General features: G+C 60.3%; 23 protein-coding genes. 11 read left to right on the forward strand and 12 right to left on the reverse strand.

Going from position 1 to position 25,495, the window contains the following annotated elements:
* Positions 1–135: 135 nt before the first annotated feature.
* The 9 genes from ABEB25_RS06090 to ABEB25_RS06130 form a co-directional block, all read right to left on the reverse strand.
* Positions 136–576 carry a RidA family protein gene (locus tag ABEB25_RS06090; protein WP_345735495.1) on the reverse strand — a complete coding sequence of 147 codons (441 nt, stop codon included), beginning with the start codon at positions 574–576 and terminating at the stop codon, positions 136–138.
* 208 nt (positions 577–784) lie between these two features.
* Positions 785–3,676 carry a valine--tRNA ligase gene (locus tag ABEB25_RS06095; protein WP_345735496.1) on the reverse strand — a complete coding sequence of 964 codons (2,892 nt, stop codon included), beginning with the start codon at positions 3,674–3,676 and terminating at the stop codon, positions 785–787.
* 83 nt (positions 3,677–3,759) lie between these two features.
* Positions 3,760–4,044 (reverse strand): hypothetical protein, encoded by a 285-nt coding sequence (locus tag ABEB25_RS06100; RefSeq protein ID WP_345735497.1) that lies wholly within the window; start codon positions 4,042–4,044, stop codon positions 3,760–3,762.
* A 100-nt stretch (positions 4,045–4,144) separates the two neighbouring features.
* Positions 4,145–5,224, reverse strand: coding sequence for a pectate lyase (gene pelA / locus ABEB25_RS06105; RefSeq protein WP_345735498.1), 1,080 nt, complete (start codon positions 5,222–5,224; stop codon positions 4,145–4,147).
* Positions 5,225–5,307: 83 nt separating this feature from the next.
* On the reverse strand, positions 5,308–6,651 hold the full coding sequence (locus ABEB25_RS06110; RefSeq protein ID WP_345735499.1) for a beta propeller repeat protein: 1,344 nt from the start codon (positions 6,649–6,651) through the stop codon (positions 5,308–5,310).
* A 7-nt stretch (positions 6,652–6,658) separates the two neighbouring features.
* Positions 6,659–7,102: a nuclear transport factor 2 family protein gene (locus tag ABEB25_RS06115; protein WP_345735500.1), complete on the reverse strand. Its 444-nt coding sequence runs from the start codon at positions 7,100–7,102 to the stop codon at positions 6,659–6,661.
* A 47-nt stretch (positions 7,103–7,149) separates the two neighbouring features.
* Complete coding sequence (locus ABEB25_RS06120; RefSeq protein WP_345735501.1) at positions 7,150–8,199, reverse strand: sialidase family protein; 1,050 nt, start codon at positions 8,197–8,199, stop codon at positions 7,150–7,152.
* A 63-nt stretch (positions 8,200–8,262) separates the two neighbouring features.
* Complete coding sequence (locus tag ABEB25_RS06125) at positions 8,263–8,637, reverse strand: GxxExxY protein (protein ID WP_345735628.1); 375 nt, start codon at positions 8,635–8,637, stop codon at positions 8,263–8,265.
* A gap of 125 nt (positions 8,638–8,762) precedes the next feature.
* Positions 8,763–9,677: a dihydrodipicolinate synthase family protein gene (locus ABEB25_RS06130; RefSeq protein ID WP_345735502.1), complete on the reverse strand. Its 915-nt coding sequence runs from the start codon at positions 9,675–9,677 to the stop codon at positions 8,763–8,765.
* A gap of 138 nt (positions 9,678–9,815) precedes the next feature.
* Here ABEB25_RS06130 and ABEB25_RS06135 point away from each other — a divergent pair, with 138 nt between their 5' ends.
* From ABEB25_RS06135 to ABEB25_RS06175, 9 genes are all read left to right on the forward strand, one after another.
* A complete protein-coding gene (locus ABEB25_RS06135) occupies positions 9,816–10,688 on the forward strand; it encodes a helix-turn-helix domain-containing protein (RefSeq protein WP_345735503.1) in 873 nt (290 codons plus the stop codon).
* A 99-nt stretch (positions 10,689–10,787) separates the two neighbouring features.
* A complete protein-coding gene (locus ABEB25_RS06140) occupies positions 10,788–12,323 on the forward strand; it encodes a potassium/proton antiporter (protein ID WP_345735504.1) in 1,536 nt (511 codons plus the stop codon).
* Between the two features lie 178 nt (positions 12,324–12,501).
* Complete coding sequence (locus tag ABEB25_RS06145) at positions 12,502–15,231, forward strand: cation-transporting P-type ATPase (RefSeq protein ID WP_345735505.1); 2,730 nt, start codon at positions 12,502–12,504, stop codon at positions 15,229–15,231.
* Between the two features lie 17 nt (positions 15,232–15,248).
* Complete coding sequence (locus ABEB25_RS06150) at positions 15,249–16,241, forward strand: 2-hydroxyacid dehydrogenase (RefSeq protein ID WP_425571982.1); 993 nt, start codon at positions 15,249–15,251, stop codon at positions 16,239–16,241.
* Positions 16,242–16,549: 308 nt separating this feature from the next.
* Positions 16,550–17,281, forward strand: coding sequence for an SDR family oxidoreductase (locus ABEB25_RS06155; protein WP_345735507.1), 732 nt, complete (start codon positions 16,550–16,552; stop codon positions 17,279–17,281).
* 85 nt (positions 17,282–17,366) lie between these two features.
* Complete coding sequence (locus ABEB25_RS06160; protein ID WP_345735508.1) at positions 17,367–18,797, forward strand: DUF1501 domain-containing protein; 1,431 nt, start codon at positions 17,367–17,369, stop codon at positions 18,795–18,797.
* Positions 18,794–19,360 (forward strand): NADPH-dependent FMN reductase, encoded by a 567-nt coding sequence (locus tag ABEB25_RS06165; RefSeq protein WP_345735509.1) that lies wholly within the window; start codon positions 18,794–18,796, stop codon positions 19,358–19,360. The genes ABEB25_RS06160 and ABEB25_RS06165 overlap by 4 nt, the downstream gene beginning before the upstream one ends.
* Positions 19,361–19,408: 48 nt before the next feature.
* Positions 19,409–19,699 carry a hypothetical protein gene (locus tag ABEB25_RS06170; protein ID WP_345735510.1) on the forward strand — a complete coding sequence of 97 codons (291 nt, stop codon included), beginning with the start codon at positions 19,409–19,411 and terminating at the stop codon, positions 19,697–19,699.
* 6 nt (positions 19,700–19,705) lie between these two features.
* Positions 19,706–19,933 (forward strand): type II toxin-antitoxin system RelE/ParE family toxin, encoded by a 228-nt coding sequence (locus tag ABEB25_RS06175; protein ID WP_345735511.1) that lies wholly within the window; start codon positions 19,706–19,708, stop codon positions 19,931–19,933.
* A 286-nt stretch (positions 19,934–20,219) separates the two neighbouring features.
* On the opposite strand, the gene ABEB25_RS06180 is transcribed toward ABEB25_RS06175, so the two are convergent.
* Positions 20,220–21,182, reverse strand: a complete 963-nt coding sequence (locus ABEB25_RS06180) for a PEP-CTERM sorting domain-containing protein (protein ID WP_345735512.1) — start codon at positions 21,180–21,182, stop codon at positions 20,220–20,222.
* A 305-nt stretch (positions 21,183–21,487) separates the two neighbouring features.
* Complete coding sequence (locus tag ABEB25_RS06185) at positions 21,488–21,958, reverse strand: hypothetical protein (protein ID WP_345735513.1); 471 nt, start codon at positions 21,956–21,958, stop codon at positions 21,488–21,490.
* 592 nt (positions 21,959–22,550) lie between these two features.
* Here ABEB25_RS06185 and ABEB25_RS06190 point away from each other — a divergent pair.
* Positions 22,551–23,333, forward strand: coding sequence for a hypothetical protein (locus ABEB25_RS06190; protein WP_345735514.1), 783 nt, complete (start codon positions 22,551–22,553; stop codon positions 23,331–23,333).
* A gap of 1,478 nt (positions 23,334–24,811) precedes the next feature.
* Here the strand turns inward: ABEB25_RS06190 and ABEB25_RS06195 are convergent.
* Positions 24,812–25,189: a hypothetical protein gene (locus tag ABEB25_RS06195; protein ID WP_345735515.1), complete on the reverse strand. Its 378-nt coding sequence runs from the start codon at positions 25,187–25,189 to the stop codon at positions 24,812–24,814.
* Positions 25,190–25,218: 29 nt separating this feature from the next.
* On the opposite strand from ABEB25_RS06195, the gene ABEB25_RS06200 reads away from it, so the two are divergent.
* Positions 25,219–25,422, forward strand: a complete 204-nt coding sequence (locus ABEB25_RS06200; RefSeq protein ID WP_345735516.1) for a hypothetical protein — start codon at positions 25,219–25,221, stop codon at positions 25,420–25,422.
* The last annotated feature ends 73 nt before the right edge of the window (positions 25,423–25,495 follow it).

Genomic DNA, 25,495 nt, shown 5'->3' on the forward strand with positions numbered 1-25,495 from the left:
ACACATCCGACTTACGATCAAGCAGCGACCTTGTTAGCTTGGTGGCCTGACATCGAAATTTGCAGGAACCATCCACCCACAAAAAACCCGCGTCCCTGAGAAGGAACGCGGGTGAAAAACGGCGGGCTTTTAAACTCAGTCGACGATCTCAAAGATGGCCTCGACTTCCACGGCGGCCCCGGTGGGAAGCTGGGCGAAGCCGAGGGCGCTGCGGGCGTGGTAACCATCGCCATCCTTGCCAAAGATCACGTGCAGCAGATCGGAGGCGCCATTGATGACGAGGTGCTGATCCGTGAAGTCCTGGGTGGAGTTCACGCAGCCGAGCACCTTGATCACGCGCAGACCATCCAGCGTACCGTGAGTGTTCCAGACGGATTTCAGGATCTTCTCCACGCAGTTGCGGGCGGCCTGGTAACCTGCGTCCACGGTGGTGCCATCGCCCAGCTTGCCCTTGAGGTCACTGACGTGGCCGGAGGTGATGAGCTGGTTGCCAGACTTGATGCAGAGATTGAGGTAACCGGGAGTCTGCTTTTCAAAGACGATTCCCTGGGCTTCGGCGTTTTTTTGGTAGGACATGGTGGGATGGTGAGGGTGCGAAATGAGGCAGGCTTGGAGGGAGGTCAAGAGGTCAAGGCACGGCTGTCAAGAAAGGGTCAAGAGAGGTTACTTGGGTATGGAGATGGAGGTCAAGGGGTCAAGGGGTCAAGGGAAGGTCAAGAGGGAGAGCGGATGCCCGTCACCTTTTTGACCTCTTGACCATTGACCCTCTTGACTGCTGACCACGTCAGCCGAGCGCACTCATCATCTCCTCAAGCTTCGCCTTCTTCTCTTTCCAGTCGGCTTTCCGCTGCTGATGCTCATCCAGCACTTTCTGCGGGACTTTGGCGGTGAAGTTTTCATCCGCGAGCTTGGCGCAGACTTTCTGGAGTTCGGAGTTGGCCTTGTCGAGTTCCTTGGTGATGCGGGCGCGTTCAGCTTCCACATCAATGAGGCCGTCGAGCGGCAGGTAGATTGTGCCCAGCGGGGTGAGCGCGCTCGGCGTGCCTTTCGGCGCGGCGTAGGCGGCATCCACATCCAGGGGTTCGGCATTGAGCAGGATGCGCAGGACTTCGATCTCGTGCGCGGGCAGCTCGCTGTTCGGCTTGAGGACGAAGCGCACCTTCTTGGTGATGTTGAAGCTGCTCTTCAGGCCACGGCCCAGGTTGACGGCTTCATACTTTTCGTTGGCCGTTTTTTCGTCTTCCGGCAGGATGCCAAAGTAGGCGAGTTCATCGGCGTCCAGAGGCTTCGGCCAGGGGGCGAACATGATGCTCTTGCCACCCTGGTTTTCGGGCAGGTCTTCATTGAAGCCCATGCCGTGCCACAGCTCTTCGGTGATGAAGGGCAGGAAGGGATGGAACAGGCGCAGGGTGTTGCCCAGCACGAAGTCAATCACGGCCAGGGTGTTGGCCTTGCGCTGATCATGGAGCACTGGCGTCCCGCCTGTGTTTTCTGAAGCCACAGGCGGGACGCCTGTGCTCCATAAGACAGATTTGGAAGCCTCCACATACCAGTCGCAGTACTCGCTCCAGAAGAAGCGGTAGAGCGTGCCGGTGGCATCGCTGAAACGGTACTCTTCCAGGGCGGTGGTGACTTCGGCAATGGCGGTGTTCAGGCGCAGGAGGATCCATTTGTCATCGCTGCTGAGCAGCTCTGGATTGATCTCCGTCTCCGTGCTGCCGCCCTGCATCTGGCGGAAGCGCGAGGCGTTCCACAACTTGGTGCAGAAGTTGCGGCCCAGCTCCACGTTCTTCTCGTCGAAGGCGATGTCCTGGCCCAGCGGGGCGCTGCGCATGATGCCAAAGCGCAGGGCATCCGCACTGTAGGTGGCAATGAGTTCCAGCGGGTCTGGTGAGTTGCCAAGGGACTTCGACATCTTGCGGCCCTGCTTGTCGCGGATGATGCCGGTGAAGTACACGTTCTTGAACGGCATCTCACCCATGTACTCGTAACCCGCCATGATCATGCGGGCCACCCAGAAGAAAATGATGTCCGGCCCGGTCACCAGATCGGTGGTCGGGTAAAACGCTTTCAGTTCATCCGTCTTGTTAGGCCAGCCCATGGTGGCAAACGGCCACAGCCAGGAGGAGAACCAGGTGTCGAGCACGTCGGGGTCTTGGGTGAAGCTTGCGTGCTCCAGAGCCTGTATGTCGCTCGGCTGAGTAGTGGCAACGCTCAATTCCAACCCACCATCCTCCAACTTCTTCAAGTCAAATACTGTTAGGGGTGTTCCAGAGGAAGTAAGTGCATCCGCAAATCGGATCTCTTTATCTTCAGAAGAAGAAAGTTTTTGGGAAAGAGTTTTCCCAATATTTTCACCGAGACCAAAGTTAATTGGGTTTGAGTTCGCGATGCGCTTCGTCCACACCGGCACGCGGTGGCCCCACCACACCTGGCGGCTGATGCACCAGTCCTGGAGGCCGCCCATCCAATGGTCGTACACCTTGGCCCAGCGGTCGGGGTAAAACTTCATTTCGCCCTGGGCCACCACGTCCTGGGAGGCCTGCACGCTTGGGTACTTGAGGAACCACTGCTCGCTGAGGCGAGGTTCAATGGGCACGCCGGCACGTTCGGAATAACCGACGTTGTTCTGATGCGGCTCCTCTTTGATAAGGGCCTCCATCTCCTTCAGCATCTCGACGGCTTTCTTGCGGCCTTCGAAGCGATCCAGCCCTGCGAGGTCCACCCCTGCCAGATCATTCAGCACGGCATTCGGATGCAGCACATCAATGATCTCCAGATTGTGACGCTGACCGATCTCAAAGTCGGCCTTGTCATGCGCCGGGGTCACCTTCAGCACGCCGGTGCCGAATTCGAAATCCACGTGCTCATCGCCCACGATCGGGATGGCGGCCTGGTTTTCCAGCGGCAGCGGGCGGCGGATGTGTTTACCGATTAGGTGCTTGTAGCGCTCATCGTTCGGGTTCACTGCCACGGCGGTGTCGCCCGGGATGGTCTCAGGGCGAGTGGTGGCGATGGTCAGCCAGGTGTCCGGCTCCTCCACCACCTGTACCTTGAAATGGTACATGAAGCCGTTCTGCTGCTTCATCTCCACTTCCTCATCGCTCAGCGCGGTGAGGGAGGAGGGGCACCAGTTCACCATGCGTTTGCCACGGTAGATGTGGCCTTTTTTGTAGAGGTCCACAAACACCTGCATCACGCAGCGGTTGTAGTCGTCATCGAAGGTGAAACGCTCGCGGCTCCAGTCGCAGGACGCGCCCAGTTTTTTGAGCTGCTGGATGATGATGCCGCCATGCTTTTCCTTCCACTCCCAGATTTTTTCCACCAGCTTCTCGCGACCGAGGTCGTCGCGATGCTTGATCACACCCTGCTTCTTGAGGGTCTTTTCCACCACGTTCTGGGTGGCGATGCCGGCGTGGTCGGTGCCGGGCAGCCACAGCACCTCCTTGCCCAGCATGCGGGCGCGGCGGCAGAGGATGTCCTGAATGGTGTTATTCAGCACGTGGCCCAGGGTGAGGATGCCCGTGACGTTCGGCGGCGGAATGACGATGGAGTAAGCCGGACGTTTTTCGCTGACGCGGGCCGGGTCGGCTTCAAAGCACTTGTCGTCCAGCCAGCGCTGGTACCAGCGTTCTTCGGCTTCGCTCGGCGTGTAGGTCTTGGGCAGTTCAGGCATAAAAGGGCTGCCAAGATGGGGGAAACTGCGCTTTTTGCAAATGCAGACGGCGTGAAGCCGTGGGCGTGTCTCTGACGCTTCCGTCACTTCACGAGGAGTTTCTTCCCTGGCAGCAGGAATAGGCGGCCGGCCTCGTTGCAGATGAGCAGGTTAGGCCCCGCACCGCCCAGGCAGGTTCCCACGGCCCCGGTTTCATGGGCACCGCCGGGCTGGATGAGGGTGCCGTTTTCATCCCGAAAGGGCACGGGGCGGGCAAAGCGGGGTTTCTCCGCCGTGCCGGTGTTCAGCATCAGCAGCGGGGTGCCGAGCGTCTTAGGCGCGATACCGGGCATGGGCAGGCCGGTCTCACGGTCAGGGATGGAATTCACCCGGGCGGTGCCGATGATCAGGTCCAGCAGGCCGTCCTGGTTCCAGTCAAAGAGGTCCAGCTTGCAGCGGCCACTCTGCGCTTAAACAGCTTAATACTCTTCACTTGAAACCGTGTTTAGACCGCCACCTGGGGTAATCTCGTTCCAATAAAGAGGCTGGCCAGGTGCCGTAATAGGAATAACCGTTGCGACGTTCATACTCAATCTCACTGATGCTGTTATGAAAGACAGAATCACGTCCCAAGAAGAGAGGACGATGTGTTTTCAATTCATAAAAGCGAGCCCACATTGGGCTGGCTGTGGCGTCGTCCACAACCCGACGGTCTTGTTTACCTTCGGCATTTTTAAAAGTTTCTAGCCGAACTCCTTTAATTGCGGCGGCCTCTAGCCAACTGATGGCTGCTTCAATTGATGCGATTATTTCAGGCGTAGGTTTTTCGATTTCCATGAGGAAACGAACCACCCCCACGCTTTCGCTACCAGAAAGGGAGGGCGGCTCATACTTTCGTGCCCAAGCTGGCTCTAGAGTGACTTCATCGTACTGCGCGCACCAGACAGTGAGCTTGCCATTCTCTCGAATCTGAGTTTTCAGAATGCAACTGATCCCCTTTTCATTTGCCTGAGCTGCCTTTTCACGATGCAAATCGTCGACGAAAGTAAAAGGAGGCCTTCGGCTTGCAACGTCCCGCAACAACTCGAGGGCGCTAATCATGGCGTTGTCGTTGTATGTGATATGGGAGTAATATCCAGAAGGGCGCAGGGGATAGAACTGTGGAAAACCACCATTGTCGTACTGTGAGGCTAACAGGTAATCTATTCCTTTAATGACCGCTGTCTGGTACAGCTCTCCACCCCCTGCTTCTGCGATTAAAGCTAGAAATTTTAAGGGGGCAGTTGTCGAGCCGTTATCAATGGTATTGCCTTTTTCTTTTTGAATCTTGGCGAGTTCTTCTGCCGAAGAAGGTGGCTTCAATAAATCGTGATTTTTTGGCCACGCACCTTCGGCTGATTGGTAGAGCAACACCGTTTGAGCCGCAGCACGAGCTTCGGATCCATAATACCAATCGGGTTTTTGTTTGAGCAGCTTGGTGTTCCATGAGCTCGTGGCATCTGCGGCATGGGTGGATTGTAGCAGAGCTAAAATTGCAACTAAACACCAAGTGAATCTTGAAATTTTCATTTTGGAAAGTGGTGCGTTGTTTAGATGAAACTGCCTTAATCCTAAAGGTGCAAATCGCTGTAACTTTCTTTAAATCCAGCCATTCAGTAAACGAGATCGCGAAACTTCCTCACCCGATGGAAGGTGATGAGGTTTCCATTGTGGGCGGAGCGGGCCTTTTCATTGCCGCTGCGGCTGAGGATGCAGAGGTCCTCCCCATCCAGGCACATGCTGGCGTAATGGCGGGATTCCTTGGGGGTGGCCCCGGCGCAGACGAGGCCTGCAAAGCACCAGTCCACCATGTTTTTGGAGAAGTGCAGCACTAGGCGATGGCGTTCATTGTCGGGTGTGCCCCAACGTTCCGTGGACATGCGGTCTGGCCGTACCATGGAGTCGGTGGACTGGGAGCCGAGCATCCAGTAGAGCTTTGTCTTTTCATCCCACAGGATGTGGAAGCGCATCTGCCCGCCGGGACAGGGCACGTAGAGCATGGTCTGGCCTGCGGGTGATTTCACCAGCGAGGTCGTCATGCTGCCATCGTCATTTTCCTTCACCTGCGCGATGGCGGCATAATTGGTTAAGCCAGTGTGGGCACGCATCCAGAGATGGAAGGTCTTGCCCTGCGGATCATGCCAGATGTGATCCGGGTCTGTGAACTGGACGACGTTCGTTTCCAGCCAGCCCAGGGGGGCGATGCTGCGACCTTTGGGCGGCACGAGGAAGGTGGCCTTTTTACGATCCACCGGATGAAAGGGCAGACCGAAGTAGTTGCTCTTCTCCGCATCCCAGATGTCTTCAAAAACGAGCTCGCTGGCGAAGGTCCAGTTCTTCGGATCGGTGAGGTCTGAATCGGCTTTGGCGCGCATGAGCACGGGGGCGAGATCCCCTACCTGCCAGGACTGGATGCCGCGCTTCGGGGCGTGCTTCTCCATGACAAGATAGACGTTGCCCTTGGCAAAATGGACATTGCAGGCGGACTGGTGCCAGATGCCGACGTCGTTCAAAAAGACGCGCTGACTCCAGGTGACGCCGTCATCGTCGGAGCGGATGATGCCTACCTTCTTGCGGCGACCCAGGATGTAGAGGGATTTGCCTGCGACAAAGGGGCGGGCAAAGCTCATGTCGAAATTGGCGCGGTGCGTCCAGGTCTTGCCACCATCGTCACTGGTGAGGATGCGGGCCTCGTGCAAGGGCTTGGCCTCGGGACCGACGGGCTTGCCGGTGGAGGAGACCTCATGCGTGGCCACTAGGCGTCCCGAAGGCAGGCGGCAGAGGCCGGGGGTATAACCATAAACGTTGCGAGGATCCGGAGATTCCCACAGCGTCACCTCATCCTGGGCGAGAGGCCGCACCGGCTGGCCCACCGACTGGGCCTGAAGGCAAAAAGGGAGGCTGAGCAGGCCCAAGAGGAAAAGACAGCGCCAGCGCATCGTGGAGGAGGCTCTCATCGCAGCTTCACTTCGCCGGGGTCGCGGGAGGCAGCTTGCAGGACTGCCAGGCAAGGAAACGCCATTGGCCTTTCTCCAGCCGCCACACGCCCAGAAAGCTGAGCACGCTGTCCATCTTGCCTTTGTCCGTGATGGCCTGGATGCGGGCACGTCCCGTCATGAGGGCGATGCCTGGGGCGGGAAAGGTGAACTTCCGCTCCTCATAGTCGTAGCCCGCGTATTTTGTGCGACCTTCGGTGAGGATGTCCATGAAACCCGCCTTGGTATCCACCACGCCATTGGAATGCGCATAGTTCAGGTCATCGGAAAAGACGGCAGCCAGCTTGTCACGGTCCGGTGATTTCATGGCGGCCACGCGGGCGTCATCCGCAGCGGTGACTGCGGCGAGGGTGGCCTCATCCGCCGAGCAGAGGGAGACCATGAGGCAAAAAAAGAGGACGATGGTTTTCATGACTTATGCAGTGATGTGCTTGATCGCCTAACAAAAAACGCGTTCTTTTACTGCGGCCACTGGCCGTCCACGAGATCGCGGAGGACCAGCTTCGAAGGATCAATGACGGCGTGCTTCACCTTCTGACGTTTCCAGGTGTAGGTGACGTGGACCAGGCCGTCCTTAGCCTGGATGATGGAGGGGTAGCTGTATTCACCGGGGTCGCTTTCCAGCACCAGGCCTGCCTGCCAGGTGCGGCCGTCCTTGGAGCCGGAAATGTTCAGCGGGGTGCGCTTGCCTCCCCATTTGCCGGGGGTGCCGCCGATGTGGTTGTAAATGATGAGGTGAGTGCCGTCCTTCAGGGTCACGGCATCGGTGCCAGAGTTGTTGTTAGGCAAGGTGCCCAGGCGCATCTCGCCCCAGGTTTTGCCATTGTCTTCGGAGGTGACCTCAAAGACCTTGTCCTGCCGGGAACGGCCCAGGGCCATCAGCTTGTCGCCCCCCAGAAAAAGGATGCTGGGCTGGATGGCCTGGATGGCCACACCATCGTTCACCGGACCGATGAGCTCCCAGGTTTTGCCCAGGTCGCGAGTGCGCTCAAAGTGGACGGTCCACTTGCTCATCTTCTCCTTGGTTTCATTGCTGGTGGGGCAGAGGATGCTGCCATCAGGAAGCTGCACCGGCTTGTTCTTGATGGGGCCCAGGATGCCTTCGGGCAGGCGGTGCGGCTGGTCCCAGGTCTGGCCGCCATCGGCAGAGGTGGTGAGCATGCCCCACCAGTTTTCAGGCGTGGGCCCGGCCTTGTAAAAGAGCATGAGGGGACCTTCTTTGGGCTGAAACAAAACGGGGTTCCAGGTGGGGTGGCGCACCACGGTGCCATCGGCCTTCGTGTATTGCACGCCATTGGCCACCTCCACGCTCGTCGTCCACTTGCCCTCCACCAAACGGGACACCCAGATGCCCACATCCGGGTTCTTCTCATGGGTTCCGCCAAACCAGGCCGAAACCAGGCCCGTGGGGGTTTCCACAATCGTGGTGGCGTGGATCTGCGGATACGGCCCGGTATCGTAGATGAACTCGGACTTCAGCAGGGCGGGTTCAGAAGCGGAGAGGGACAACCACGGAAGACACAGAACACACGGAAGGAGGAAGAAGGATTTGCGGAGCATGATGGCTTGGATTTATTGGACGATTCGTTCCAGTTCGACTTTGGGGTAATGACCGAAGTTGATCAGCAGCCCGAGTTTGTAACCGGTGGCTTTGAGGTAATTGTGGACTTGGGCTCGATGCTCATCCGCGAGCTTTGAGACGGCCTTGAGTTCAACGATGATTTTTCCGTAACAGATAAAATCCGGAATGTATTCGCATCTCAGAGGATGACCTTTGTAGTCTAACTGAAGGCGTGGCTGGGGCACGGCAGGCAGATCACGGAGCAGAAACTCGATTTGCAAACACTCCTGGTAAACAGGCTCGACGAAACCGCAGCCCTTGTTCTTGTACACTTCATACACGGCCCCACGGATGGAGTAACTTTCCTGTTCATAAACGAGTGACATAAGCACTCCTTTACCCGGAATCTCGGGGTGGTGAAAAGCTACAAACACTCGAAAAGAAAAGTCAGGCATATCCATTCCTCAATCCTTTCCGTGTATTCAGTGTATTCCGTGGTTGTACATACCGGTCAATGAATCAAGCCAAGAGCGCTGAGTCTTTCACGGATCATCTCGCGTTCGGGTTCGCGGAAGCGCTGGAAGGGCTCGGCCATCTGGTCGTCGCAGATGCCCAGGAGGGACAGGCCGCATTTGATGCCCTTGATGATGGCGCTCTTGTGGCGGCCCACGGTGTAGATGCTGCCTGCGAGGCGCATGACCTCGGCGTGGAGCTGGCGGGTGAGCGGCAGATCCTGCGCAGCGGCGGCTTCGTACATTTTGACGTAGAGGCTGGGGTGCAAATTGGCCCCGCCATTGATGCCGCCATGCCCGCCCAGAAGCACGGCTTCGGCGGTGAGCTCTTCAGGGCCGACGAGGATGCTCCACTCGGGCCGCTGACGGGCCACCTCGATGAGGCGGTGGAAGTAGATCATGTCGCAGGAGCTGTCCTTCACGCCGCAAATGCCGGGCATGTCCAAGGCACGGCGGACGAGATCAATGTCAAAGCTCACCTTGGTCAGGCCGGGCATGTTGTAGAGGAACATGGGCAGCGGCATTTCGGCCACGAGGTCCTCGATGTACTGCTGGAGTTCCGGCGGGGCGGCGGGGAAGTAATAAGGCGGGGCGGTGACCACGGCGCTGACGCCTTGATCGGCGGAGTAGCGGGCGAGGTTCACGCTTTCGACAAAGGCGGTGTCGGTGATGCCAACGAGCACGGGGATGCGGCCTTTGACGAGCTGGCAGGTGCGCTCAATCAGCTCGCGGCGCAGGCGATAGCTCAGGCTGGGGGCCTCGCCGGTGGTGCCCAGGATGAAGAGGCCATGCACGCCCCCGGTGATGAGGTGCTCGACCAAACGTTCGAGACCGGCGACATCGAGAGTGTCGCGACCGGACAAAGGGGTGACCAGGGGCGGGATGATGCCGCGAAGAGGTTGGGGCAAGGACATGGGGTTGTCTCGCAGCTTGGCGCAGAGGCGGGCAAAGAGGCAAGATTTTGCGTGTGCCCATCTTTGGCAGGCGGATGACGATTCTTGACTCTGGCCGCAAGAAGCCGTGAACTTCCGCCTTTGGTCTCCACCACCCTCATGCCCGCCACTGAACAAGCCGACTACTTTTCCACCCAGGTGATGCGCACCCGGCGCTTTTACCTGCCGGACTGGAAGGAAAGGCAGCGAGAGCGCGGCGGCTTGTGCCTGGTGGGGGGAGGCTGCGAGTGGTGTGCGCCGGACTTTGTGGTGGACCGCCAGAGCTTTCCATTTCTTGCTTTCGAGTTCGTCTCGCGCGGCAAGGGCCACGTGACGCTGGCGAACCGGATGCAGGAGCTGGGCACCGGCCACGCGTACTTTTTTGATCCCCACACGCCGCACGTCATCCGGTCCGATGCGGAGGACCCGATGGTGAAGTACTTTTTCAACTTCACCGGGCCGCGTGCCACCGCGCTGCTGGAGGAGCTGGGGCTGAATGCGGGGGCGCTGATCCGCGTGCTGGATGCCAGCCGGGTCATCGGCCTGCTGGAAGAGGTGATCGACCATGCGCTGCGCGGGGGCCGCCTGGGCCTGCGGGCGGCCAGTGCCGCGCTGGAGCACGCGCTGGTGCTGTGTGCAGACAGCCGCCAGCCTGCGGCGACGAAGCTGGACCCGGCCTATGCCACCTACCTGCGCTGTCGCGGCCACCTTTTGAGGAACTACCCGGTGCTGGCGAACATCGAGGAAGCCGCGCGCCATTGCCATGTCTCCGCCGCGTATCTGACCCGCCTTTTCAAACGCTACGATGAGGAGACGCCGCTGGCCTGCCTGACCCGGCTGAAGCTGTCCCAGGCGGCCATCAAGCTGCGCCAGCCGGATGCACAGGTGAAGGCGGTGGCCAGTGAGCTGGGCTACAAAAGCGCGGCGCATTTTTCCCGCGCCTTCAAGGCCTGGAGCGGCCGCTCGCCGACGGACATCCGCACGGATGGCTGAGGCGGCGCGGCCATCGGCAGATCCGCCTCGGGGTGCAAATTGGCGCTGTCAGGTGCAGCGCAGGGAGGTAAGGGTGCATGAGGCTCCCCACTGACTTTCATGGACATCGCTTACATCCTCATTCCTTCCCTGCTCATCCTCGTGGTGCTGGCCTCCGTGTGGCTGGACCGCTTCAGCGTGCCCGTCATCCTGGTCGCGCTGGGGGCAGGCATTTTGTTTGGCAGCGATGTGCTGAATTTTTGGCACTTTGAGGATGTCTCCCTGACCAATCAGGTGGCCAATGTGGCGCTGGTCTTCATCCTCTTCCAAGGCGGCTTCGCCACCAAGCACAGTGACCTCAAAGCCGTGGCCCTCATGGCGGGCGGGCTGGCCACCTGGGGCGTCATTCTCACGGCTGTCGCCTCCTTCCTTTGCCTGTGGGGCGTGCTGGGCTGGTCGTATGAAAAGGCGCTGCTGCTGTCGGTGATCATCTCCTCCACAGATGCAGCGGCCATCTTCTCCATTTTACGCCGTCAGTCTCTCCCGCCGCGCCTTTCCGGCACCTTGGAGATCGAAAGCGCGGCCAATGACCCTATGGCCATTCTGCTGACCATGGCTGCGATTGAAAGCCTGACCTCAGGTGAGAGCCGGGGCTTGGCCACCATCGGCATGTTCATCTGGAAATTCACGGCGGGGCCCGTCCTGGGCTGGGTGCTGGCCCGGGTGGCCCTCAGCATCTTCAACCGGCTGAATCCGCAGGATCGCGGCTACTATTATGTGCTGCTTCTGGGGGTGGTGCTGCTGACCTATGGTGTCACCGAAATGTGCCATGCCAGCGGAATGCTAGGGGTCTTCACCGCTGGTTTTGTGATGGGCAACAGCCACTTCATTTACAAACAGGGCGTGCGCAATTTCTCCGCCGCCCTGGCGACGATTGCCAACATCGGCGTCTTTGTCCTCATGGGCCTGCTGGTCTTCCCCAGCCGCTGGGCCAGCCTGTGGGTGGATGGGATCATCCTCTTTGTCGTGCTCACCTTCATCGCCCGCCCGGTGGCCGTCTGGCTGGGAACTCTGGGCATGGGGCTGGATGCCAAAAGCAAGCTCTTCACCAGTTGGGCGGGGCTTCGCGGGGCCGTGCCGATCGTCCTCGCCACCTATCCGCTCGCCGCCGGGATGGAGGTGGGGGAGGATGTCTTTAACCTAGTGTTCTTCGCCGTCATCCTGTCCATCTCCATCCAGGGCTCCACCCTCAGCTCAGTCGCCCGCTGGCTCAGGCTTTCCACGCCTTCCCGCCCCATGCAGCGGTATGGGCTGGAACTCGTCACCATGGCGAAAAGCGAGCTGGATCTGGTGGTGGTGGATCTGCCAGATCCCAAGGGCAGGCCCGGCCCTAAAATCCGTGATCTTCACCTTCCTCCCGGCGCGGTCATCACCCTCATCACCCGCGACAACGAGGTCCTCACCCCCAAAGGCAACTCCCGCCTCCAAGGCTGGGATCAGGTCACGGTCCTGGCCCGCATCGTGGATGAGGACCAAGTGCGCGAAGCCCTGCTCAAACCTTTTGAACAGCCGGATGACGAAGCACCTGCGAATCATGAGGCCGGTCCTGATGACACAAACCCTGGGCATTCCCCGGAGTCATCAACCCGATCTTGAGTTCCAGCAGGCCTTCCTTGTCATAACTTCGCATCCCTTTCGCCCAACAGGCGATTGTGCATTGCCCCGGACATGGGTCGCGAGCATGTAATCATGTTCCCGTCGGCTTTGGCCACTTGAGCACAAACTTTGTTAGACGATGGGCGCACGAGCGAATTGAAATCTGGGCATGACCACGATGAAATCTGATTCCACCCTTGAATCACCTGACTGGCACAAGCTGGAAACTTCGGAAGTTACCCGCCTGCTGAGGTCGGACTGCCAGCACGGCCTCACGGAGGAGGAGGTGAAACGGCGGCAACGCAAGTATGGGCCCAATAGCATCTCCGCCCGCGCCGGCACACCGGGGTGGCGGCGTTTCCTCCAGCAGTTCCACCAGCCGCTGGTGTACCTGCTGGTGGCGGCCTCCGTGATCACGGCGCTGCTGCAGGAGTGGGTGGATTCGGGCGTCATCTTTGGCGTGGTTTTGGCCAATGCCATCATCGGTTACATCCAGGAAGCCAAGGCCGAAAAGGCCATTGATGCGCTGAACAGCCTGGTCATCACCGAGGCCACCGTACGCCGCGAAGGGCGCAAGCAGCGCGTGCCCTCCTCCCAATTGGTGCCGGGGGATGTGGTGCTGCTGCAAAGCGGGGACCGCACCCCGGCGGATCTGCGGCTGTTTGAGGTCCACAGCCTGCAGGTGGATGAGTCTGCCCTGACGGGGGAATCCCTGCCGGTGCAAAAGCATGCGGACGTGCTGGGCCACGATGTCGTCCTGGCGGACCGGAAGAACCAGGCCTTTGCCGGCACTGCCGTGACCTATGGCACGGCGCAGGGGCTGGTCTCGGCGATTGGGGACAAAACGGAGACCGGCCGCATCGCCTGGCTGATCGCGGACACGGTGGAGCTTTCCACGCCGCTGACGCGCAAAATATCCGCCTTCAGCCAGTTGCTGCTCTGGGTCATCCTAGGCCTCTCCGTGGTGACCTTTGCCGTGGGGGTGGGGCGGGGCGAGCCGCCGGTGGAGATGTTCATGGCCTCAGTCGCCCTGGCCGTGGGGGCCATCCCGGAGGGGCTGCCTGCGGCGGTCACCATCGTGCTGGCCATCGGTGTCAGCCGCATGGCCAAACGCCGCGCCATCATCCGCAAGCTGCCTGCGGTGGAGACCCTGGGCAGTACCACGGTGGTGTGCTCAGACAAAACAGGCACGCTCACCGAGAACCAGATGACCGTGCAGCGCGTGCATGCGGGCGGGGTGGAGTACCAGCTTTCCGGGGTGGGCTATGAGCCGCGCGGGGACGTGCTGGATGCGGGAGGAAACCAACTGGACCCTGCGGCGCACCCGGCCCTTTTGGAATGCCTGCGCGCCGGAGTGCTGTGCAACGATTCCCAGCTCGTCATGGAGGACGGGCGGCATTTCATGCAGGGGGACCCAACGGAGGCGGCCATGCTGGTGGCGGGGGCCAAGGCGGGGCTGGACCATGCGGCCTCCGTGAAGGATGCACCGCGCCACAGCATGATCCCCTTTGAATCCCAGCACATGTTCCGCGCGACGCTGCATGAGCATGAAAGCGGGCGGGTGATCTACAAGGTGGGTGCGGTGGAGCGGCTGATGGAACGCTGCCCGGACATGCTGGGCAGCGAGGGCCAGATCCTCCCTCTAGATCGGGAAGCCATCCGTGCGGCGGTGGCAGACATGGCCTCCCAGGGCATGCGAGTGCTGGCCTGCGCCCGCAGCCACAGCGTGCCGGAGGAGGGCGACCTGTCGCACGAACATGTGAAGGAAGGCCTGACCTTCCTGGGCCTGCAGGGCATGATCGACCCGCCGCGCCCGGAGGCGATCGCTGCGGTGGCGAACTGCCGCCGTGCGGGCATCCTGGTGAAGATGATCACGGGGGACCACGCCCTCACGGCGAGGGCCATCGCGGAAAAGCTGGGCATCGCCACGGGGGACGGGGTGCAGACCCTGACTGGGCAGGAGCTGGAAAAAATCAGCGAAGCAGATCTGCCCGAAGTGGCCCACCGGGTGGAAGTCTTCGCCCGCGTGGCTCCGGAGCAAAAGCTACGCCTCGTGCGGGCCCTGCAGACCTATGGCCACGTCGTCGCCATGACCGGGGACGGCGTGAATGATGCCCCCGCGCTGAAGCAGGCAGACATCGGCATCGCCATGGGCATCACCGGCACGGATGTGGCCAAAGGGGCCGCCGACATGGTGCTGGTGGACGACAACTTTGCCACCATCCAGGCCGCCGTGGAGGAGGGGCGCGGCGTCTTTGACAACTTGCGCAAGTTCATCGTCTGGACGCTGCCCACGAACCTGGGCGAAGGGTCCATCATCCTCGTCTCCATCCTCTTTGGCCTCACCCTCCCGGTGCTGCCGGTGCAGCTTCTGTGGGTGAACATGACCACGGCGGTGTTCCTGGGCCTCATGCTCGTCTTTGAGCCGAATGAGCCGGATCTCATGCAGCGGGCACCGCGCGATCCGAAACGCCCCTTGCTGACCTTTCCGCTCTTCATGCGCACGGGCCTGATCTCCCTGATCATGATCCTCGGGGCCTTCTGGCTGTTCATGGATGAAATGCAGACGCCGGGCCAGACGGAGGCCGCCGCCCGCACCGCCGTCATCAATGTCATCGTCATGGTGGAGATCGCCTACCTGTTTAGCTGCCGTTCCCTGAACCATTCCCTCTTCTCCATCGGCCTGTGGACCAACCGCCTGGCCATCCTCGGAGCCCTGGGGATGATCGCTGCCCAGATGCTCTTCACCTACACCCCGGTGATGAACAAGCTCTTCCACACCCAGCCGCTGGGCGCGGGCTCCTGGGGGAAGATCCTCATCGTCACCCTGCTTTCCTTTGCCGCCGTGGAATTTGAAAAATGGATCCGCTTTGGCGGTGGCCGTGGCAAAGACACCCTCCCTGAATAACTCCCTTTACAACCATGATCAAAGTCGCCTTTTACGATACCAAACCCTATGACCATGAGGCCGCACTGGCGGCTGAAGGGGCTGCTGCCTTGCAGTGGACATTTCATGACTTTCGCCTGACGGCGGAGACGGCCTCCACCGCAGCGGGGGCGGAGGCTGTGTGCGTGTTTGTGAATGACAAACTGGACCGCCCCTGCCTGGAAAAACTGGCGGCCACGGGGGTAAAGCTGGTGGCGCTGCGGTGTGCCGGATTCAACCAGGTGGATCTCCCCGCGGCGCGGGAATTGGGCATCGCCGTCACCCGCGTGCCGGCCTACTCCCCCCATGCCGTGGCGGAACATGCGGTGGCGCTTTTGATGACGCTTAACCGCAAGATCCACCGCGCCTACAACCGCGTGCGGGAGCACAATTTTGCCCTCGCGGGGCTGGTGGGTTTTGACCTGCACGGCAAGACGGCGGGCATCGTGGGCACGGGCAAGATCGGCCGCTGCACGGCGGAGATCTTCCGGGGCTTTGGCATGCAGGTGCTGGCGCACGATCCCTTTCCCCAGGAGGCCTGGGCGACTGAACACAAAATACGTTATGCCTCGCTGGAGGAGGTGCTGCGCGTGAGCGATGTGCTGTCTCTGCACCTGCCGCTGGCAGCAGGCACGCACCATTTGCTGAACCGGGAAACGCTGGCGCAAATGAAACCGGGGGCCTGCCTGATCAATACCAGCCGGGGCAAGCTGGTGGACAGTGCCGCGCTGATCGAGGCACTGAAATCAGGCCACCTCGGCGGTGTGGCGCTGGATGTGTATGAGGAAGAGGAAGGCATCTTCTTTGAAGATCACTCCGGCGCGGTGTTGCAGGACGACACACTGGCCCTGCTGCTCTCGCTGCCCAATGTGCTCGTCACCTCGCACCAGGCCTTTCTCACCCGCGAGGCGCTGAGCGAGATCGCCCGCGTGACGGTGACGAATCTGGGCATGGTGAATCAAGGCGTCTTTTTGCCGGAAACGCGGCTGTAGAGGAGCACAAGAGCACTCAAAGGTAGCCCGCTCAGTCCCTGAGCGGATAGCAGGGTCGAAGGGTCACAGACCTCCGCTTGGGTGAGGATGGATGCGCGGGGTGCCATCGGCGGGGCGAGCCTGGAAGGAGAGTTCTTGAGGCTTCGAGGTTGCTCACCGCTCAGGGACTGAGCGGGCTACCTTTGGCTTTTCTCGCCCGCGTGACGGTGACGAATCTGGGCATGGTGAATCAGGGCGTCTTTTTGCCGGAAACGCTGCTCACCTGAAGGCAGGCTTGGCAAGAGTCCATCACTGGGCAAGGTCCGGGCATGAACCTCCAAGGACAGATTTGCGTCATCACCGGGGCCGCGCGCGGCATCGGGCTCGCCACCGCCCAGGCCCTCATCGCCCGTGGGGCCAAGGTGGCGCTGGTGGACCTGGACTTCGCCGCGCTGACCCAGGCACTGAACAGCCTGCCTGAAAGCCAAGCGCTGGCCATCACGGCAGACATCAGCCGGGGCGATGACGTGGCCCGCATCGTGACGGAAACGGTGGCCCATTGGGGCAGCCCCACGGTGTGGATCAACAACGCCGGCCTGGCCCGCCATCGCTGGATCCCCGACTACACGGAGGGCGAGATCGACGTGATGCTGGACGTGAACCTGAAGGGCACCATCCTCGGCTCCCAGGCCGCCCTGCGTGCCATGATTCCGGGGCGCAGCGGCCACATCGTCAACGTCATCTCCACCGCCAGCCTGCGCGGCATCCCCAGCGAGACGGTCTATTGCGCGGCCAAGTGGGGCGTGCGTGGTTTTACCCAGGGCCTGGCCGAAGAAGCCGCCGCCCACCGCATTCGCGTCACCGCTGTCCTTCCCGGCGGTGTGGACACAGCCTTTTGGGACGATGCCTCCCAGCGTGAAGCGCCCAAGCAGCTCTTCCTGAAGCCCGAACACATCGCCGATGGCATCCTGCGCTGCCTGGAGATGGACGACTTCTGCGTGCCTCGCGAGCTGGTGCTGCGCTCCCTGGACGACAGCGACTTTTCCGTGAAGCCGGAGTGAGGGGCCATGGATGATCCGGCCTGATTTCATGTCCTGCACACCCGGATGCTAGCCGGGGGCCTTGGCGGACGTTACTCTCCCTGACATGAATTTGGAAAGTGAGCTACACGCGGAATACGCCCGCTACTGCACCCGCCGCTGGTTCTTCAAAGAATGCGGCGTGGGGATGGCGGGCCTGGCAGCCGCGCACCTGCTGGCCCCGGCGGCGGGGGCGTCCCCCACGGCGGTGAACCCGCTGTTGCCGAAGCGTTCGCACTATCCTGCCAAGGCCAAGCGGGTGATCTACCTCTTCATGGGGGGTGCGCCGAGCCATCTGGAGCTCTTCGACAACAAACCGGAGCTGGCCAAGTGGGATGGCAAGCTGCCCCCGGCGGATCTTTTGAAAGGCTACCGCGCCGCCTTCATCAATCCCAACAGCAAGCTGATGGGGTCGAAGTACAAATTCGCCAAGCATGGGCAGAGCGGGGCGGAGATCGGCGAGCTGCTGCCGCACACGGCGAAGCTGGCGGATGACCTCACCATCGTGAAGTCCATGAAGACGGATGCCTTCAACCACGCCCCGGCGCAGATCCTAATGAGCACAGGCGCGCAGATCTTTGGGCGGCCCAGCTTTGGCGCGTGGACGCTCTATGGCCTGGGCACGGACAACCAGGACCTGCCGGGCTATGTGGTGCTGCAAAGCGGGCAGAAAGGGCCCAGCGGCGGCATGTCAAACTTCGGCTGCGGTTTCCTGCCCACGGTCTATCAGGGCGTGCCCTTCCGCAGCAGTGGGGAGCCGGTGCTGTACCTGAGCAACCCGAAGGGCGTCACCGACACCACGCAGCGCAACACGCTGGATGTGCTGAAGCAGCTCAATGAAGAGCGCCTGGGCGTGATGGGGGACCCGGAAATCGCCTCCCGCATCAACAGCTTTGAGCTGGCCTACCGCATGCAGCGCACAGCCCCGGAGGTGATGGACATCTCCCAGGAGCCGCAGCACATCCTGGACATGTATGGGGCCAAGCCGGGCGAGGCCTCCTTTGCCAACAACTGTTTGTTAGCCCGCCGCATGATCGAGAGCGGCGTGCGCTTTGTGCAGCTCTTCCATGAGGCTTGGGACCACCACGGCGGCCTAACCAAAGGTTTGAAAGACCAGTGCGGCCTGACGGACCAGCCTGCGGCGGCCCTGGTGCGGGATTTGAAGCAGCGCGGCCTGCTGGAGGACACCATCGTGATCTGGGGCGGCGAATTTGGCCGCACGCCGATGGTGCAGGGCGGCAGCGACGGGCGCGACCACCACCCGAACGCCTTCACCATGTGGTTCGCCGGCGGCGGGCTAAAGCCGGGCCTCACGCTCGGCGCCACGGATGAGTTCGGCTTCAACGTGACGGAGGATCCCGTGCATGTGCATGATCTCCACGCCACGCTGCTGCACCTGCTGGGCTTTGAGCACACGAAGCTGGCGGTGAAATTTCAGGGCCTGGACATGCGGCTGACGAATGTGCATGGCGAATTGGTGCCGAAGTTGCTGGCGTGAGCACGCGCAGCAGCTTCATTGGCCCCATGATCACCCTCCTCAGTGCGACGAACCGCCCCGGCAGCAACACCCGCCTCCTCACCACGCTGATCGAGCGCCTGTACACCCAAGCAGGCGTGACCTGCCAGGTGCTGGATCTCGCGGACCTGCCGCCGGAGATCTTCAACCCCGCGTCCTATGCGGAAAAACCCGCCGCCTTTGCCCCCTTTGCCGAGGCCATCCTGGCCAGCGACGGCGTGGTCATCGTGACGCCCGAGTACAACGGCAGCTTCCCCGGCGTGCTGAAGTACTTCATCGACATGCTGCCCTTCCCCGCCAGCTTTGAAAACCGGCCCGTCTGCTTCGTCGGCCTCGCCGCCGGCATGTGGGGCGCCCTGCGGTCGGTGGAGCAGCTCCAGCACATCCTCGGCTATCGCAATGCCCACCTGTACCCGAACCGCGTCTTCATCCCCGGCGTCGGCCAGGTGCTGAAAGACGGCGAGATCCAGGATGCGGACCTCCTCGCCCGCCTGCAAAAACAGGCCACCGGCTTTGCCGCGTTTGTCCAGCGGCTGAAGGCGTGAAAGGGGGCGCTCGACAAGTCGGAATCGGATGGTTATGCTGGCCACGTCATGACACAGGTAGCCATTCAACTTCCGGACGACCTCAGTCAGTTCGTGAACGAGTCGGTTCAGGCGGGGGACTTTCCCACCGCTGATGAGTTTTTCATTCATGCCGTCTCGATCTACAAGGACCAGATCGAATCCCAGTTCCGTGAAGCCGATGCGACCAAGCTGGAAAGACTCCGTCAGGACATCCAGACAGCGGCGGATCAGCTCGACCGGGGTGAAGGCATCGAAATGGATTGGGAGGCCAAGCGGGCGCGGTTGCATCGCGACCATGCCGCCCGTCACCCGGCATGATCCCCCATGCCGAAAATCCTTTTTTCACCCGAGGCTGACCGCGACCTCGACGAAATCTGGCATTACATCGCCGAAGACAGCCCGCTGCAGGCCGACCGGCTGCTGGAACGCTTCCGTTTAAAGCTTGAGCACCTGGCGCGATGGAGGACCCTCGGGCGGCCCCGCCCCGAATTGCTCAAGGACTGCCGCAGCTACCCTTTCGGTAAATACTGCTTTTACTTCCGGCCTGCCTAAGAAGGTATCCAGGTGCTCCGTGTCCTGCATTCAGCACGTGATCTTGGGCAGATCCAATTTCCCACATGAACGCCCCCCCCGGCCCGCAGGAAGGTAGCCCGCTCAGTCCCTGAGCGGTCAGAAAAGTAGCCCGCTCAGTCCCTGAGCGGTCAGCAGCCTCGACGCTCCCACACTCTCCTTTCCAGCTCACCGTACTGATGGCACCCTGTGCGCACGTCTTCGGTCAGGCGTAGGTCTGCCACCTTTCGGCACGGCCATCCGCTCAGGGACTGAGCGGGCTACCTTTTCAGGCCCGGCGTCGGCGCAGCAGCATCCCGGCGAGGCCCAGGCCCAGCAGCAGGGCGCGGCCTGGCTCTGGCGCGGCAAAGATGGCCTGCACCTCTGCCTGAGTCAGGCTTTCATCGAACATCGCCAGGTAGTCCAGGCTGCCATCGAAGGACTTGCGCTGATTGCTCGTCCCCACACCACCAGATTCAGAGCCCACCGTCAGCGTGCTGCTCGGCGCGGTCGTGGTCGCATCGCTGATGTACATGCCCGTCACCGTCTGCGTCTGCAGGCCGCCGGGGCCATGGAGGTAAAAGGTCACCGAATTGTCCGCAGGCGTGGCCGCATTGCCATCCCCCATGTCCACCACCATGCCGATGTCATACCACACGCCCTTGGTGATCGCCAGGGTGGAGGTGGAGGTGCGGGTGCCCGTGAAGCTGCCGCCGGCACTGGTGTAATACGCCAGCCGCGCCGTCTGCCCATCCGCATTGCCCAGGAGGCCAAAGAGGAAGCCGATGCCATTGCCGCCCAGCCCATTGTTCATCAGCCAGTAATTGCCCGGCACATCGTTCGGCGTCACGCCATCCGCGCCCAGCACCGGCCCGTCCCACATCGCCCGGGTCAGCACCGAAAAGTTGCCGGAGACCGTCCCGTTCGCCACCTGAAAGGTCGCCGCCGCCGTCGTATCATCCGCCGTACCCGCCCCGACCACCGTCACGAACGGGTCAAAGCTCAGCGCCCGCCCCAGCGTATCCTGCGGCGCACCGCCCGCCGGGCTGGTGGCTGGCACCGAGGTATTCCAGGACAGCCGCGTCGCATTGCTGGCCGTGTGATTGCCCGTGAAATCCACGATCTGCGCATTGCTGGCCGCACCGCTCGCCGCGCCATCAAATTTCCAAAACGAATCCGCCTGCTGCAGCGTCACCGAGCCAAAGCCAGCCGTGCATGAAGCACCCAAGAGAATGAAAAAACGCGCAAACATGGAAGGGGGGAAATCCAAAGGGGGGGCAACAAGCATGGCCAAAACATAGGTCATGTCCATAGCGATATCGGTCAAAAGCCGATGTAAGCCCTACCTTTAGGCTTTGGTAAATGCCGCCCCCTTTCTGGGACGGCGACGACCTTTCCCACCCCCTCGTTTCTCGTTTTCATCCGCTGCGGGGTCGATTGATATCTCATTTCACAGACATAACTGAGAAACGAGGGCTGAAGGCACTCGGGATCAGAGGCAGGCTCCTTAGCTGTGAGAGCTTGTTTTCAGCCTGATGCCCTCACGGCTCCACGGATTCACGCTTTGTCGACTGGGGACACTTCTTGCAGCCCCTGCGGCTTCCACCCGGAGCCTTTGCAGTGCCTGGGATGATCTCCCAAGGCCCAGGTCACGGCGTCCAAGACCAGCATCAGGTCCAACTGGCAAAGAGTGCGGTAAAAGAAGATCTTGGGCCTTTGTGGATGATCCGTCAGGAGGTTCAGGGTGTAGAGCACCCGCACCCTATTTTTCAGCAGCCCTAGGGTGGCCCCGGCCACCATCGTTAGGCCTGCGATGGCTGGCACGGAGGGGGCATTCCAGACCACCGCCATCATGACCAGCGACCCTAAACAGCCCACCCACAGAAGCGGGCTCAGGGAGGTGGCCACCAACTCAAAGCCCGTGACTTCCCGCGCCCCCACCTCGCCACGCGGCATCGAAATAGGACTCTCCACGCGGCCGCTTTCAAACCGCAGGTCAATGTTCCTGACAGGGCCGTTTTCACCCATAGTTATGATTCGCCCCAGCATGGATCCAGCCTGCGGGATCTCACCGCGAATGCAAGCCAACTGGCATCGAATCCTTCCGCATATCCCTCCGCCCACCTCATCTAGGAGCCTCTGCTGGACCCCCTCGTTTCTCGTTTTCATTCCGCCACCCCTACCCGCGCGGAATGGAAACGAGGAGTGAATGAGGCACCGATGCCTGAGGGAAAGTGCAGGCTCCTATTCTCGTTGTTGCATGCATTTCCTGGGGGTGTGAATGCAACAACGAGAACAAGAGGCCGCCTGTGGGGGAGGTCCCCGGCCTCCTTCTCGCCATTCATTTCTCGTTTCACCTCACGTTTCCTAGACCCATGAAAATGGGAAACGAAAAACGGCAGGGGTGATGAGACTTCCGTGATCAGCATTCAGCCCCAGGGGGAAAGGTGCCATCTCGTTGTTGCATGCATTTCCAGGGGGTGTGAATGCAACAACGAGACGAGGAATGCCAAAAGTAGCCCGCACGACCCCCTCAGCGGTCAGAAAGGTAGCCCGCTCAGTCCCCTGAGCGGTCAGCAGCCGCGAAACCCCTGGCATCATCCCCTTCTCCTGGCTCACCATGCCGATGGCACCCGGTGCGTGCGTCTTCATTCAGGCGCAGGTCTGCCACCTTTCGGCACGGCCATCCGCACAAGGGACTGTGCGGGCTACCTTCAAGCACGGAGCGGCCTCGATTCCCCGATTCCCTTTCATTTTCCTGACCCGTGAAAAATGGAATGGAGAAAGCCAGAGGGTCTTCACCGAGGCCGGAGGCGAGCTGGGCGGCAGTTTTATGAAGGCCCTCGGCTTCACCACGGCGCACCCATGCATCTTCCGTTCCACCGCCCGCACACCGGTGCTGGCACTCCAGGTCACCACCGGAATCGTCACCGGCAGCATCCACGCCCCCTCAGTCCCGCCCATCCAAAAGCGCCACCTCAAAGGCGGCCTTGATCACGCCAAGGCCATCACCGACCTCAGCGGCTACGTCATCGGCACAGGCTGGAACACCCCTTTCCAGATCGTGGCCCCTGGGACCACGCCCGTGCTGGAGCCAGCGTGGCCCCAAAAAGGGCGTGTGGCCACTCTTGCCCACATTCAGGCCAGGAAGCCGAAGCTCATTCTTCAAGCCTTGCCCTGGAGGGGCGCAGGCAGCCCTGCCTGGGCACTGGCACTGGCAGCTCCAGGTCCACCCCCTGTGATCCAGGGGCGGACAATACCTCCCCCCTCCAGGTCTTCCACCCAGTCTTCAAAAGCCAGCCCCTCATGCCCCTTACGGCCCACCTCTCCCGTCTTGCCGCCTAACGACACCTCGCGGCAGATGCACAACACTATCAGTGCTTATGGATATTTATCATCATAAACCATCACCCGTGAGATGCCAGTGAAATGCTCCACCCACCCCCTCATTTTCTCGATTCCATTTTTCACGGGTCAGGAAAACGAAATGGAATCGAGGAATTGAGGTCGCCCGCACCAGAGGGTAGCCCGCGCAAGAAGGTAGCCCGCTCAGTCCCTGAGCGGATAGCAAGGTCGAACAGTCACAGACAAAAGGTAGCCCGCACAGTCCCTTGTGCGGATGGCCGTGCCGAAAGGTGGCAGACCTGCGCCTGAATGAAGACGCACGCACCGGGTGCCATCGGCACGGTAAGCCTGGAAAAGGTGCATACCAAGGAGCTTCGAGGCTGCCCACCGCTCAAGGGACTGAGCGGGCTACCTTTCGCGGGCTTTCCTCATCTCGTTGTTGCATGCAACACCCCTGGAAATGCATGCAACAACGAGACGGCACCTTTCCCCTGGGGCTGAATCCTGACCACGGAAGCCCCATCGCCTCCCCCACTTCTCGTTTCCATTTTTCACGGGTCAGGAAAACGAAATGGAAACGAGAAACGAACGGGCGGGAATGCGGCCCGGTCACATCCGCGAAAGACGCCCTCCCGTTCTCGTTGTTGCATTCACACCCCCAGGAAATGCATGCAACAACGAGAATAGGAGCCTGCACTTTCCCTCAGGCATCGGGGCCTCATTCACTCCTCGTTTCCATTCCGCACGGGTAGAGGCGACAGAATGGAAACGAGAAATGAGGCCGCCCACTCAGTCCCGTGTGGGCACGGCGTGCCGAACAGTGGTTGCCCATTCATCCCAGGTATTTTATCGTTATCTGTGACAATGAATATGGCGATGTACCTTATCCTTACGCCAAGCAGAATTAACTAAACATGGATATATCTCTATTGCTTCTGTTTCTTATACTCATTTCTATATTTGAGAGTCGACTCATCACCTCTATTAGGAACCAGAACTTTGAGTTCGCTAAAAAAATCGGTTTTGAACAAAAACTTTACCTTCCATCGACAGAAGCCTGGCATAAAATGGCCATCAAACGAATTAGATACACGCTCTTGGTGATGTTTCCCAAACTTTTGCTGAAGCAATTTCCAAACCTAAAGACACTTATCCTAATTAGCTCTTTGAAATATTGGCTGATGGCTTTGATCGGCATCGCCATCCTTTCCGGTCGGCTGACAAAGATTACCCTCAACCTCAATTTGATCAAAAGACTCTTCAGTTCGCTGTCGTAAACATGGATGGAAACCCTCTGACTCCCAAGTTGGTCGAGGTAGGTTATCCCCTGGAAGAAAACACTTCACGATGAAAATCGTATGCTGGGTTTTGGGTGCTCCAGGAGTTCGTTTTTAGATGAGTGCGGCGGCCTTTCCTGAAACGCCATTCTCGTTGTCTCAGATCTTGAATCCCAAAGGTGTGAAAAACATCAAAAGGAGATACACGAAAGCGAGAACGACGATGATATATCCGAGGGTTTTCATGGGATGGTCTCATTCAGGGTTTCGGGCTTTGAACCGCGATGACTTGATCTTTGTCTTCAAAGAGGACCACGCGTTCGCCTGCAAACTCCACCTGCTTGGTTTGTGTGGCGACGCTCTCTGACTCAATCGGAAAACGCCGAGTAAAATTATAGACGTCCTTGCCCTGGCGCTGCCCCACAAATTTCCAGGTGATCTCGGAGACCTTGCCCACGATTCCGCAGGTCAACTTACCGCTCGTTCCCAAACCCATTCGGCAGTGACCGCTGGAACCCGGCTTGCCATTGTGGCAAATGACATGGGCGAGGCGCGGCGTCACGTTGACGTCCGCCGCAAGCCCAAGCTGAGGCGAGGCAACAAGCAGCCATGCAAGGAGGTATATTTGGGCGGGCATATCTTCGGGTTATTCTTGATCACAGGGTAGTGATCCAGGAAGGAGAGAGCAAGCCTGAGGATCTCACACGGTTCAAGCTGCCTCCGGGGGTCAATGAACGCCTGACGGACCTTTTGGACAAGCAGGACACTGAAACAGGCCTCACCGCCCCCGAGAGGTGCGAGGCCGAAGGGCTCGTCGATCTTGCGGAACCACTGACTTACCTCAGCCTCAAAGCCAAGGCCGCCGCATGAGCGTGCCGGATTTCTGACGGCGGCCTGTTATCCCCCTTGAAAGAGATCTGGATTTCTAGGACGAGTCGGGTAA

The sequence above is a fragment of the Prosthecobacter algae genome, from assembly GCF_039542385.1.
GTDB lineage: Bacteria > Verrucomicrobiota > Verrucomicrobiia > Verrucomicrobiales > Verrucomicrobiaceae > Prosthecobacter > Prosthecobacter algae.

What these genes read in the sequence shown, in the direction of transcription:
- ABEB25_RS06090 (WP_345735495.1), bottom strand. Translation starts at nt 576, where the DNA reads ATGTCCTACCAAAAAAACGCCGAAGCCCAGGGAATCGTCTTTGAAAAG.
- ABEB25_RS06095 (WP_345735496.1), bottom strand. Translation starts at nt 3,676, where the DNA reads ATGCCTGAACTGCCCAAGACCTACACGCCGAGCGAAGCCGAAGAACGC.
- pelA (WP_345735498.1), bottom strand. Translation starts at nt 5,224, where the DNA reads ATGAAAATTTCAAGATTCACTTGGTGTTTAGTTGCAATTTTAGCTCTG.
- ABEB25_RS06110 (WP_345735499.1), bottom strand. Translation starts at nt 6,651, where the DNA reads ATGAGAGCCTCCTCCACGATGCGCTGGCGCTGTCTTTTCCTCTTGGGC.
- ABEB25_RS06115 (WP_345735500.1), bottom strand. Translation starts at nt 7,102, where the DNA reads ATGAAAACCATCGTCCTCTTTTTTTGCCTCATGGTCTCCCTCTGCTCG.
- ABEB25_RS06125 (WP_345735628.1), bottom strand. Translation starts at nt 8,637, where the DNA reads ATGTCACTCGTTTATGAACAGGAAAGTTACTCCATCCGTGGGGCCGTG.
- ABEB25_RS06130 (WP_345735502.1), bottom strand. Translation starts at nt 9,677, where the DNA reads ATGTCCTTGCCCCAACCTCTTCGCGGCATCATCCCGCCCCTGGTCACC.
- ABEB25_RS06135 (WP_345735503.1), top strand. Translation starts at nt 9,816, where the DNA reads ATGCCCGCCACTGAACAAGCCGACTACTTTTCCACCCAGGTGATGCGC.
- ABEB25_RS06140 (WP_345735504.1), top strand. Translation starts at nt 10,788, where the DNA reads ATGGACATCGCTTACATCCTCATTCCTTCCCTGCTCATCCTCGTGGTG.
- ABEB25_RS06145 (WP_345735505.1), top strand. Translation starts at nt 12,502, where the DNA reads ATGAAATCTGATTCCACCCTTGAATCACCTGACTGGCACAAGCTGGAA.
- ABEB25_RS06155 (WP_345735507.1), top strand. Translation starts at nt 16,550, where the DNA reads ATGAACCTCCAAGGACAGATTTGCGTCATCACCGGGGCCGCGCGCGGC.
- ABEB25_RS06160 (WP_345735508.1), top strand. Translation starts at nt 17,367, where the DNA reads ATGAATTTGGAAAGTGAGCTACACGCGGAATACGCCCGCTACTGCACC.
- ABEB25_RS06170 (WP_345735510.1), top strand. Translation starts at nt 19,409, where the DNA reads ATGACACAGGTAGCCATTCAACTTCCGGACGACCTCAGTCAGTTCGTG.
- ABEB25_RS06175 (WP_345735511.1), top strand. Translation starts at nt 19,706, where the DNA reads ATGCCGAAAATCCTTTTTTCACCCGAGGCTGACCGCGACCTCGACGAA.
- ABEB25_RS06180 (WP_345735512.1), bottom strand. Translation starts at nt 21,182, where the DNA reads ATGTTTGCGCGTTTTTTCATTCTCTTGGGTGCTTCATGCACGGCTGGC.
- ABEB25_RS06185 (WP_345735513.1), bottom strand. Translation starts at nt 21,958, where the DNA reads ATGGGTGAAAACGGCCCTGTCAGGAACATTGACCTGCGGTTTGAAAGC.
- ABEB25_RS06190 (WP_345735514.1), top strand. Translation starts at nt 22,551, where the DNA reads ATGCCGATGGCACCCGGTGCGTGCGTCTTCATTCAGGCGCAGGTCTGC.
- ABEB25_RS06195 (WP_345735515.1), bottom strand. Translation starts at nt 25,189, where the DNA reads ATGCCCGCCCAAATATACCTCCTTGCATGGCTGCTTGTTGCCTCGCCT.